We start from the raw sequence: 10,267 nt of genomic DNA, 5'->3' as shown, positions 1-10,267 counted from the left end.
CCGGCGTCTGGCACCACCCCCTGCTCGCACTCGACGAAATCTGCGACTTCATCGTCATCGACCGCAGCGGACCAGGGCACAACTGCGACGAGATCCAGCTCGAGACCCCGGGCAGGATCGCAGCGCCCACATGAACCCATCGGCCGGCACCGGCACGTGACTCGCGACACATCCGCAACACAATAGCAGCCCGCACTACCGCGCCACGCTGCTAGGATAGGGTGTTTTGGCTTCTGCCCTGCCCAATGAGCACCTGCGAGTCGAGGCTGTTCCAGGCCGCCGTAATGCAGTCGTGGAACGCGATCGTAATCACCGATGCCGACCTCACCGTCGGCGGGCGGGTGGAAATCGCCAACCCAGCCTTCTGCGCGATGACCGGCTATACGCTCGAAGAGCTGAAAGGCCAGACGCTCAAGCGCCTGCAAGGCCCGGAGACCGACCGGGCAGTGATCGACGAGTTGCGCATCTGTCTGCAGGAAGGGCGCTTCTTCGAAGGCACGGCGATCAACTACCGCAAGGACGGTACGCCCTACACCGTGCATTGGAGCATCACCCCCGTCCGCGACGACGAGGGCAAGCTCACGCACTTCGTGTCGATACAGCAGGACATCTCAGAGCATGTCCGCGCCGACCGCGAGAACCGCCTGCTCGCGCGCGCGCTCGATGCCGCCAGCGATCCGATCATCATCACCGACACCGCCAAGCGCATCATCTTCGCCAACCTCGCCTTCGCCAACGTGACCGGTTATGCGGTCAACGAGGTCATCGGCATGACGCCGGCCCTGTTCCGCTCCGGCGAGCACGACGAAAAGTTCTATGCCGAGTTGCACACCTCTCTGGCCAGCGGCAATGACTTCCGCGCCACCTTCACCAACCGCCGGCGCGACGGCTCGCTATACCACGCCGAGCAAAGCATCTCGCCGATCTGCGACGACGCCGGCCGCATCAGCCACTACGTCAGCGTAAGCAAGGACATCTCCGAGCGCGTCGACATCGAGCATGCGCTACGCCAGGCCGCGACCGAGGACACCCTCACCGGCCTGCACAACCGGCGCCACGGTGAGCAACTGCTGAAAGAGGCCCAGCGCAGAGCGCAGGTGCAGGGCACGCCGCTGGCCCTGCTGGTCTGCGACATCGACCATTTCAAGCAGATCAACGACCGCTTCGGCCACCCCGCAGGCGATCGCGTACTGCGCGACATCGCACACATCCTCCGCCACTCGGTGCGCAGTCGCGACAAGGTGATGCGCTGGGGAGGCGAGGAGTTCCTGATCCTGCTCGAGGACTGCCCCCAGGCGGCAGCCGTCGAGCTAGCCGAACGCATCAGGTTGCGCGTCGCCGCCCACCGCGATGCCCAGGTCGGCGCATGCACGGTGTCGTTTGGCCTTGCGCTGCGGAAGCCAGGCGAGACGACGGATGCCCTCTTCGCACGCGCCGACGCTGCGCTCTACGAGGCCAAGCGCAATGGCCGCAACCGCTTGTCGCTCGCCTGAGCGCGACCGCACTCAGGCTGCACAAGGTCTCGTCACCGCCCCGCGCTCGCATGCACCGCGCGGGGCTGGCAAGCCCTGCGCTCAGCGGCCGAGCGCGTAGAACTCCGCGTTGGGCCGCATGCTCGTCACGTTGGCAAGACGGTTGGACATGCCGAAGAAGGCCGCGATGCCGGCGATATCCCAGATGTCCTCCTCGGTGAAGCCGTGCGCCTGCAGCAGTTCGAAATCGGCCTCGCCCACCAGGTGCGAGGTCTGCGAGACCTTCATGGCGAAATCGAGCATCGCCTTCTGGCGAGCGCTCAGATCGGCCTTGCGGTAGTTGACTGCAACCTGGTCGGCGATGAGCGGGTTCTTGGCGCGGATGCGCAGGATCGCGCCGTGGGCGATCACGCAGTACTGGCACTGGTTCGCATTGCTGGTCGCCACCACGATCATCTCGCGCTCGGCCTTGCTCAGGTTGCCCGGCTTCTCCATCAGCGCGTCGTGGTAGGCGAAGAAGGCACGGAACTCGTCGGGCCGGTAGGCGAGCGTAAGGAACACGTTGGGGATGAAACCGGACTTCTCCTGAACGGCCTCGATGCGCGCGCGGATGTCTTCGGGCATGTCCTTCAGTTCGGGGACAGGGAAACGGCTCACTGCGGATTGCTGTGCCTGGGTCATGCTTTCTTCTCCTTGGAATGATGAAACGGTTGATCCTGACGGGACGGCTCTAGCGATTGACGTCCACGACGATGCGGCCGCGGACCTCGCCCCTGAGCAAGCTGTCGGCGAGCGGGATGGCCTCGGCCAGCCCGACCTCGCGGCTGATCTGCCCGAGCTTGGCCGGATCCAGATCGCTTGCCAGGCGTTGCCAGGCCAGCAGCCGGTCCGCACGCGGGCACATCACGCTGTCGACGCCAGCCAGGGTGACGCCGCGCAGGATGAAGGGCGCGACCGTCGCCGGAAGGTCCATGCCCGCCGCCAGCCCGCAGGCCGCGACCACGCCACGGTACTTGGTGGTGGCGCAGACGTTGGCCAGCACATGGCTGCCGACCACATCGACAGCGCCGGCCCAGCGCTCCTTGCCCAGCGGCTTGCCAGGCGACGAGAACAGCGCGCGATCGACCACCTCCGCCGCCCCGAGCGCCTTGAGGTAGTCGGCATCCTGCGTGCGGCCGGTCGCCGCCACCACCGTGTAGCCGAGCTTGGCGAGCACCGCGATGGCGACGCTGCCGACACCGCCGGCAGCGCCGGTGACCAGAATCTCGCCGTCCCCGGGCTGGACCCCGTGGCGTTCGAGCGCCAGCACGCACAGCATGGCGGTATAACCCGCGGTGCCGATCGCCATCGCCTGTTGCGGCGTGAAGGCCGCGGGCAGCGGCACCAGCCAGTCGCCATTCAGACGCGCCTTCTGCGCCAGGCCGCCCCAGTGCACCTCGCCCACACCCCAGCCGTTGAGCACCACTGCGTCCCCGGCTTTGTATTCCGGATGGGTGCTGTCCTCGACCACCCCGACCAGATCGATGCCCGGGACCATCGGAAACTTGCGCACCACCGGCCCCTTGCCGGTAATGGCCAGCCCGTCCTTGTAGTTGAGCGTCGAGTGGCTGACGCGCACGGTCACGTTGCCCTCGGGCAACTGCGCTTCGTCAAGCGACTTGACGCTCGCGCGGTAACCCGCATCGTCCTTCTCGATCAGTACGCCCTTGAACATGTCATCCCCTCCATATTTAGACCGAACGTCTATAAAAACACGAAAAAAGTCAGCCCTTGGGCAGCCCGGCGAAGTAGAAATCGGCAAACAGCTCGAGCGGCCTCGCACTGCGCTCGAGCTTGGCACGCAGGACTGCGCCTTCCCAACCAATCCAGAACACTGCAGCGAGTCCCGCGCAGTCGGCCTGTGGTGCCAGCCACCCTGCCCGCTGTGCCTCGTTCAGGCAGGCCGCAAAACGGGCCTGCCAATCCTCGAAAGTATCCCTGAGCCGGACCCGAAAGCTCTCCGGCAATGCGCCCATCTCCTGCCCGAGGTTGCCGATCAGGCAACCTCGGCGGAATTCATGGCGTGCCATGCCCTCTGCCGCGTCGATGACGAAAGCGCGCAGGCGCGCCAGCGGTGGGCGTGCCGGATCGAGCAGATGGCGATCCAGCTTGCGGGCAAAGAACACGCCGTAGCGTCCGATCACCTCGAGGCCGTAGTCTTCCTTGCTGTCGAAGTAATGGTAGAAGGAGCCCTTGGGCACGCCTACGCGGCCAAGGATCTCCTCGATGCCGGTGGCCGAGAAGCCCTTCTCGGTGAACACCTCCAGGCCCGCACGCAGCAACAGCTCGCGCGTCTCCATCAGGTCTGCGCGCTGTCTGGGCGGCCTGCCGCGCCGACGGGGAGTCTGCTGTTCCGGAACCATGGGCAGATATTAGACCGATCGTCTTTATAAATGCAAGGAAACTCCCAACGACACCCTCGGCACGCACCGCTGGCCCGCCAACACACGAGACCCAGGCACCGACCTCAACCAGGAGTTGCACCTGCGCCAGCCGCAGCACAGCTGCTAGGAATGATCCATGCCAAGGCGCTGCGGGCAACCCGCTGCTAGCATCGCCCCATGAGCCTCTACCAAGACTTTGCCGAGCGAACTGCAGCACTGATTGCATCGGGCGTACTACGTCCCGGCGACAAGCTCCTCTCCGTGCGACAGGCCTGCAAGACCCATGGCGTCAGCCCGATCACGGTCACCCAGGCCTACCACCTGCTCGAAAGCCGGGGCCTGATCGAGGCGCGACCAAAGTCGGGCTACTTCGTGCGCGCCCGGCTCGGCCGCAAGCTGCCAGAGCCCGAGATGACGCACCCTGTGGGCGGCTCCACGGCGCTCGAGGTCAGCGACTTCATCTTCCAGATCCTCGACAGCGTTCGCGATCCTGCGATCGTCCCATTGGGATCGAGCTTTCCGGACGCGCGGCTGTATCCGCTCGACAAGCTCGGGCGCTTCCTCGCCGCGGCCGCACGTCACCTGGACCCGCTGGCCACGGTGACCGACCTGCCTCCGGGCAATGAGGAGCTGCGCCGACAGATCGCATTGCGTTACCTGGCGCATGGCGCCTCGGTGTCGCCACAGGAGATCGTCGTCACGTCAGGGGCAATGGAAGGGCTCAACCTCTGCCTGCAGGCCCTGACCCAGCCCGGCGACCTGGTTGCCATCGAATCACCCACCTTCTACGCCGGGCTGCAGGCCAGCGAACGCCTTGGGCTCAAGGTGATCGAGATCCCGAGCCACCCGCGCGAGGGCGTGAGCCTGGATGCGCTGGCCGATGCGCTGCGCCATCATCCGGTCAAGGCCTGCCTGTTCATGCTCAACTACGCCAACCCGACGGGCAGCCGCGTAGCGGACGAGAACAAGCGCGCCTTGCTGGAGCTGCTGCGCAAGTACCAGGTTCCGTTGATCGAGGACGACGTCTATGCCGAGCTGTACTTCGGCCGCGAGGCCCCCTTGTGCAGCAAGGCAATGGACACCGACGGACTGGTGCTGCACGTATCTTCGTTCTCGAAGTGCCTCGCCCCGGGGTACCGCGTAGGTTGGGTCGCGGCGGGGCGGTTCGCCAAGAAGGTTCAGCGGCAGAAATACTCGACCAGCCTGGCGACTGCCGTGCCGGTGCAGATCGCGCTGGCCGATTACCTCAAGCACGGCGGCTTCGACAACCACCTGCGTCAGCTGCGCAGGCAGCTTGCCACTCAAGAGGCACAACTCCTGGCCGGCATCGAGACGCACTTGCCCCACGACATCCGCCTGGCCAGGCCGGACGGCGGCTACTTCCTGTGGCTGGAGCTACCTGCCCGGGTCGACACGCTGCAACTGCACGAGGCAGCGCTCGCACACGGCATCAGCACCGCGCCAGGGCCGATCTTCTCGGCGAAACGCGAGTTCTCCAGCTACCTCCGACTCAATTTCGGCCACCCCGCCACGGCACGCCAGGACGATGCACTGGCCACGCTCGGCAGGCTGATCAAACGCCAGCTATAGGCTGGCGAGACGGGTGATGCTGTCGCCGAACAAGGTCGTCAGCACGATCGCGATCGGAGTGGAGGCAATGAAGAAGCGCAGCACATTGCGAAGGAAGGGGTGCACCAGCCCAGCCTCGATGAAGTAGCGTGCGACCAGCTGGCCCTTGATCCAGATGATCGCGGCGACGATGAGCTGCACGGTGTCCTGCCCACCGAGGCCGGCGCCGAGCTGCGGGCTGACGAAGGTAAGGCCGACAAGCCCCAGCCAGGCCAGGAACAGGGGTTGCAGCGAGGTGGCGGGCTTGCGTGCGGAGGTATCCATGATCAGGCCAGAACGTAACAGAAGGGGAAAATGACCAGCCAGATGATGTCGGTGGCATGCCAGTAGCTGGCAAGCGCCTCCAGGCCGCTGTGTTCTTCCTCAGTGTAGATCCCGAACCCGTGTCGGGTGAGGACCCAGAGGATGCCGAGGATGCCCCAGAAGGCGTGCACCATGTGGGTGAAGGTCAGGTAGTAATAGACGGTGAAGAAAATCCCCGACTGCCCATCGATCCCTTGCGCAAGATTCCACTGGATCTCGAAGTACTTGACCACCGGATAGCCGAGTGCGGCGACCAGGCCCGCAATCAGCCAAGCGATCGATTCGCGCCTGCGCCCGGCACGCAGGCGGGTGACCGAGCAGGCCATGAAGAAGCTACTGCTCACCATCAGCAGCGTGATGAGCACGCCCGCCGTCTGCGAAAGACGCTCGGCCCCCGCATGGAAATCCTCCGGAAAGTGCGCGCGAGCGACGAAGTACACGATGAACAGCACCAGAAACTCGACAAACTCGCAGCAGATCCCGACCCAGATACCCTTGTTGCCGGGCACCCTGCCCGCACTGGGGGGCAGATCCGCTGCATTGGGAAGACTCATCGTACTGGCAATCACGGTACTCAACTCCTGACTCGACACCTTCATTGTCACCGCCTGCCGATGCGCAGACAGGAACAGTCGGGCCGATAGTCATCCGGCACAGCAAGACGGCCAGCCAGAATCTGTACCTGTTCTAAATCAAACAATCTGAATCTGCACCTATCCCACCCGGGATGATGTACTGCCGGCCATCTTTGAAGCCGGAGTACACCCATGAACCCACCCGTCAGCAAGGCGCGCGAAGCCCGGCTGGAGTTCTATCGCAAGAAGGGAAAGGTCCACGCCAAGGCGGTGCAGGGCCGCTTTAACGGCCTGCGCTGGGCAATGGTCTGGCTTACCCAGATCGTGTTCTACGGTGCGTGCTGGTTGCCATGGACGACGGCGGCAGGCAGGCGGCAGGCGATCCTGTTCGACATCGTCGACGAAAAGCTCTATCTCTTCGACCTGGTGCTGTGGCCGCAGGATGCGCTGATGCTCGCCTTCATCCTGATCCTGGCCGCCACCGCGCTGTTCTTCACCACCGCCATGGCGGGGCGCCTGTTCTGCGGCTTTGCCTGTCCGCAGACGGTCTATACGTCCATCTTCGTGTGGATCGAGGGCAAGGTCGAGGGCGACCACCTTGCCCGCCTGCGCCTCGACCAGAGCCCGATGTCGGCGCGCAAGCTGCTGATCAAGTCGGTCAAGCATGGCATCTGGGCGCTGGTGGCGGCGTGGACCGCGATCACCTTCGTCGGCTACTTCACCCCGATCCGGGAACTGCTGCCGGCGATCGCCGGCTTCCAGACCGGCCCCTGGGAGACCTTCTGGCTGATCTTCTACGCGACCTTCACCTATCTGCAGGCGGGGCTGGCACGCGAGGCCGTTTGCCAGCACATGTGTCCGTACTCGCGCTTCCAGGGGGTGATGATCGATCCGGATACGGCAAACGTCAGCTATGACAGCCGCCGCGGCGAACCCCGTGGTGCCCTGCGGCAATCCACCAACAAGGGCGACTGCATCGACTGTGGCATCTGTGTGCAGGTGTGTCCGACCGGCATCGACATCCGCGACGGTCTTCAATACCAGTGCATCAACTGCGGCCTGTGCATCGACGGCTGCGACGAGGTCATGGACCGGATCGGCGCGCCGCGCGGCCTGATCCGCTTCACGAGCGAGCGCGAACTTGCCGGCCGACCGCAGGCTGCAACGGCCCGGTGGCGGCCGCGGACTCTGGTCTATGTCGGCCTGCTGCTCGTGTTCACTGCGCTCGGGTTGTGGACACTGAACGAGCGCGTGCTGCTGCGGGTGGAAGTGCACCGCGATCGCGGTGCACTGATGCAGGAGAGCACCGCGGGACGAATCGAGAACAACTACATCCTCAAGCTCATCAACATGGAGGAGGCGGCCCGCCATTTCCGCATCGGTGTGAGCGGCCTGCCGGGGCTGCGAATCGAAGGCACCAGCGAGTTCATGGTCGGGCCGGGGCGCGTCCGCACCGTCACGCTCACCCTGTCGTCCCCGCTCGAAGGCATGCCGTCAGGCGTGCAGCCGATCGTGTTCGAGACAGTGGCACTGCACGACCAAAGCCTTGCCGTCCGCGAGAAGAGCACCTTCATCCTGCCCACCCACTGAACAGTCAGCCATCATGTACCGCTATAACGAAACCGATCAGCGCCTGGTCGATGACCGCGTCCGCCAGTTCCGCGACCAGATGCAGCGCCACCTCGACGGCAAGCTCAGCGAGGACGACTTCCGCCCACTTCGCCTGCAGAACGGGCTGTACCTGCAGCGCCATGCGCCGATGCTGCGCGTGGCCATCCCCTACGGCACGCTGTCGAGCATGCAGTTGCGCATGCTTGCACACATCGCACGCACCTGGGACCGCGGCTACGGGCACTTCACGACGCGCAGCAACATCCAGTTCAACTGGGTCCGCTTTGCCGACGTGCCGGACATCCTGGCCCTGCTAGCCACGGTCCAGATGCATGCAATCCAGACCTCGGGCAACTGCATCCGCAACATCACGACCGACCAGTTCGCCGGCGTTGCACGCGACGAGATCCTCGATCCTCGCCCCTATTGCGAAATCGTCCGTCAGTGGTCGGCGCTGGCGCCCGAGTTCCAGTTCCTGCCGCGCAAGTTCAAGATCGCCATCGCCGGCGGTGAGGAGGACCGCGCGGCGGTGCGATTCCACGACATTGGCGCAAAGGCGTGTCGGAGCGACCAAGGCGGGCCCGGCTTCGAGATCTTCGTCGGCGGCGGTCTCGGTCGCACGCCGATGGTGGGGCACTGCATCAAGCCCTTCCTGCCACGCGCCGAGCTGCTGAACTACTTCGAGGCGATCCTGCGTGTCTATAACCGCTATGGACGTCGCGACAACAAGTACAAGGCGCGGATCAAGATCCTGGTCAAGGACCTGAGCGTCGAAGGTTTCGCACGCGAGGTGGACGCGGAATGGCGTCATACGCGCGGCGTGGGAAGCCTGATCCCGGAATCCACCTTCGCAACGATGGAAGCGTTCTTCACGCCACCTGCGTACGCCGACGCGCGGGCAACCGATCTGGCTTTCGTTGCCCCTCGCGCCGAGAATCGCCCGTTCGCGCGCTGGGTCGAGCGTAACGTGGCACCGCATCGGCACCCCGGGTACGGCATCGTCACCCTGTCGCTGAAGAAGACCGGGGTGCCGCCAGGCGATGCGACAGCCGACCAGATGGACCGGGTCGCCGAGTTGGCCGAGCGCTTCAGCGCCGGCGAGATCCGCGTCAGCCACGAGCAGAACCTGATCCTGCCCAACGTGCCGCTGCGTGACCTGTATGCGTTGTGGGAGATCGCGCGGAGAAGCGGGCTCGCAACGCCAAACATCGGCCTGCTGACCGACGTTGTCTGCTGCCCTGGGGGCGACTTCTGCGCGCTGGCCAACGCAAAATCCCTGCCGGTCGCCGCCGCAATCCAGGCGCGCTTCGACGACCTCGACTATCTGTTCGACCTCGGCCCGCTGGAGCTGAACATCTCCGGCTGCGTCAATGCCTGCGGCCATCACCACATCGGGCACATCGGCATCCTCGGCGTCGATAAGAACAACGAGGAGTGGTACCAGGTGACGCTGGGCGGCAGCGAAGGCAAGCACTCCCGCCTCGGGCGCGTGATCGGGCCGTCCTTCGCGGCCAGCGACATTCCCGACGTCATCGAACGAATCCTGCAAGCCTATTTGCGCGAGCGCCTCGCCGAAGAGTACTTCATCGACACGTTCGATCGTATCGGCCTCACTCCTTTCAAGCTTGCCGTCTATGGAGAACGCCATGAAGCCGCTCATTAAGGATGGGCGCATCGTCGCCGACGAATGGAGCCTGCTCTCGCACGAGGCCCTCGACGACATCGACCTGACCCCCACCGGCCCTCGGCAGATCGTGCCGCTTGCGCACTACCGCACGCACGCCGAAGTGCTGCGGACGCAAGGGCACCGCATCGCGATCCTGCTCGGCCCCGATGATGAACCCGACGCCGTGGCGCCGTATCTGGCGGACATCGCTCTCGTCGCCATCCATTTTCCGAGCTTCACCGATGGGCGAGGCTATTCGACGGCGCGTCTGTTGAGAGTCCGCTTCAACTTTTCAGCCGAAATACGCGCGGTCGGCGACATCCTTCGCGACCAGCTGTACTTCCTGCACCGCTGCGGCTTCGATGCATTCTCGCTGCGCGCAGACCAGGATGTTAACGCCGCACTGAGTGCCTTCGACGACTATGCGTGGGCGCCCGATTTCGGCGCTCTTCCTCGCACCGCCCCGAAGGGCGCCCTCCCACTTCGAGATCCTGCCGCAGACAAGTGATCGGTGTTGACATCGCAAATGCACGCGGCTCGGCTCGCGGACCCACCCGCTGTCGCCCCAGTGGCGCTCAGGGCTGTCCC

At 64.8% G+C, this 10,267-nt stretch carries 11 protein-coding genes; 6 read left to right on the top strand and 5 right to left on the bottom strand.

The window, feature by feature from the left end; genetic code table 11:
• Both P7F68_RS19370 and P7F68_RS19365 read left to right on the top strand, forming a co-directional pair.
• Nucleotides 1-134: ureidoglycolate lyase (locus tag P7F68_RS19370; RefSeq protein WP_277835568.1), on the top strand; the 134-nt coding region annotated here is incomplete at its 5' end.
• A 111-nt stretch (nt 135-245) separates the two neighbouring features.
• Nucleotides 246-1,493 carry a sensor domain-containing diguanylate cyclase gene (locus tag P7F68_RS19365; RefSeq protein ID WP_002941839.1) on the top strand — a complete coding sequence of 416 codons (1,248 nt, stop codon included), beginning with the start codon at nt 246-248 and terminating at the stop codon, nt 1,491-1,493.
• Nucleotides 1,494-1,574: 81 nt separating this feature from the next.
• Here the strand turns inward: P7F68_RS19365 and P7F68_RS19360 are convergent, their stop codons facing one another.
• Genes P7F68_RS19360 through acuR form a run of 3 tightly spaced genes read right to left on the bottom strand, consistent with a single transcriptional unit; the run spans nt 1,575 to nt 3,874 of the window.
• Nucleotides 1,575-2,153 carry a peroxidase-related enzyme gene (locus P7F68_RS19360; protein WP_277835564.1) on the bottom strand — a complete coding sequence of 193 codons (579 nt, stop codon included), beginning with the start codon at nt 2,151-2,153 and terminating at the stop codon, nt 1,575-1,577.
• 49 nt (nt 2,154-2,202) lie between these two features.
• On the bottom strand, nt 2,203-3,186 hold the full coding sequence (gene acuI, locus P7F68_RS19355; protein WP_277835562.1) for an acrylyl-CoA reductase (NADPH): 984 nt from the start codon (nt 3,184-3,186) through the stop codon (nt 2,203-2,205).
• A gap of 49 nt (nt 3,187-3,235) precedes the next feature.
• Nucleotides 3,236-3,874: an acrylate utilization transcriptional regulator AcuR gene (gene acuR / locus P7F68_RS19350; RefSeq protein ID WP_443080985.1), complete on the bottom strand. Its 639-nt coding sequence runs from the start codon at nt 3,872-3,874 to the stop codon at nt 3,236-3,238.
• A 198-nt stretch (nt 3,875-4,072) separates the two neighbouring features.
• Here acuR and P7F68_RS19345 point away from each other — a divergent pair, with 198 nt between their 5' ends.
• Nucleotides 4,073-5,485 carry an aminotransferase-like domain-containing protein gene (locus P7F68_RS19345; protein ID WP_277835560.1) on the top strand — a complete coding sequence of 471 codons (1,413 nt, stop codon included), beginning with the start codon at nt 4,073-4,075 and terminating at the stop codon, nt 5,483-5,485.
• Here the strand turns inward: P7F68_RS19345 and P7F68_RS19340 are convergent.
• Nucleotides 5,480-5,788, bottom strand: a complete 309-nt coding sequence (locus P7F68_RS19340; protein ID WP_277835558.1) for a hypothetical protein — start codon at nt 5,786-5,788, stop codon at nt 5,480-5,482. The genes P7F68_RS19345 and P7F68_RS19340 overlap by 6 nt on opposite strands.
• 2 nt (nt 5,789-5,790) lie before the next feature.
• Nucleotides 5,791-6,381, bottom strand: coding sequence for a cytochrome c oxidase subunit 3 family protein (locus tag P7F68_RS19335; RefSeq protein ID WP_277835567.1), 591 nt, complete (start codon nt 6,379-6,381; stop codon nt 5,791-5,793).
• Between the two features lie 213 nt (nt 6,382-6,594).
• Between P7F68_RS19335 and ccoG the strand changes: the two genes are divergently transcribed.
• The 3 genes from ccoG to P7F68_RS19320 are packed head-to-tail and all read left to right on the top strand — an operon-like array spanning nt 6,595 to nt 10,187.
• The gene (gene ccoG, locus P7F68_RS19330; protein ID WP_277835557.1) at nt 6,595-7,992 is read left to right on the top strand and encodes a cytochrome c oxidase accessory protein CcoG; all 1,398 of its coding nucleotides are present in this window, start codon (nt 6,595-6,597) and stop codon (nt 7,990-7,992) included.
• A gap of 13 nt (nt 7,993-8,005) precedes the next feature.
• On the top strand, nt 8,006-9,676 hold the full coding sequence (locus P7F68_RS19325) for a nitrite/sulfite reductase (RefSeq protein ID WP_277835555.1): 1,671 nt from the start codon (nt 8,006-8,008) through the stop codon (nt 9,674-9,676).
• A complete protein-coding gene (locus tag P7F68_RS19320) occupies nt 9,660-10,187 on the top strand; it encodes a DUF934 domain-containing protein (protein WP_277835554.1) in 528 nt (175 codons plus the stop codon). The genes P7F68_RS19325 and P7F68_RS19320 overlap by 17 nt, the downstream gene beginning before the upstream one ends.
• The last annotated feature ends 80 nt before the right edge of the window (nt 10,188-10,267 follow it).

The organism is Thauera mechernichensis, from assembly GCF_029588855.1.
GTDB classification, from domain to species: domain Bacteria; phylum Pseudomonadota; class Gammaproteobacteria; order Burkholderiales; family Rhodocyclaceae; genus Thauera; species Thauera mechernichensis.
The sequence above is the reverse complement of the archived record's forward strand: the minus strand, read 5'-3'. Positions and strand labels throughout refer to the sequence as shown.

Coding starts and splice junctions, on each gene's coding strand:
- P7F68_RS19365 (WP_002941839.1), top strand. CDS start 246: ATGAGCACCTGCGAGTCGAGGCTGTTCCAGGCCGCCGTAATGCAGTCG.
- P7F68_RS19360 (WP_277835564.1), bottom strand. CDS start 2,153: ATGACCCAGGCACAGCAATCCGCAGTGAGCCGTTTCCCTGTCCCCGAA.
- acuI (WP_277835562.1), bottom strand. CDS start 3,186: ATGTTCAAGGGCGTACTGATCGAGAAGGACGATGCGGGTTACCGCGCG.
- acuR (WP_443080985.1), bottom strand. CDS start 3,874: ATGGTTCCGGAACAGCAGACTCCCCGTCGGCGCGGCAGGCCGCCCAGA.
- P7F68_RS19345 (WP_277835560.1), top strand. CDS start 4,073: ATGAGCCTCTACCAAGACTTTGCCGAGCGAACTGCAGCACTGATTGCA.
- P7F68_RS19340 (WP_277835558.1), bottom strand. CDS start 5,788: ATGGATACCTCCGCACGCAAGCCCGCCACCTCGCTGCAACCCCTGTTC.
- P7F68_RS19335 (WP_277835567.1), bottom strand. CDS start 6,381: ATGAGTCTTCCCAATGCAGCGGATCTGCCCCCCAGTGCGGGCAGGGTG.
- ccoG (WP_277835557.1), top strand. CDS start 6,595: ATGAACCCACCCGTCAGCAAGGCGCGCGAAGCCCGGCTGGAGTTCTAT.
- P7F68_RS19325 (WP_277835555.1), top strand. CDS start 8,006: ATGTACCGCTATAACGAAACCGATCAGCGCCTGGTCGATGACCGCGTC.
- P7F68_RS19320 (WP_277835554.1), top strand. CDS start 9,660: ATGAAGCCGCTCATTAAGGATGGGCGCATCGTCGCCGACGAATGGAGC.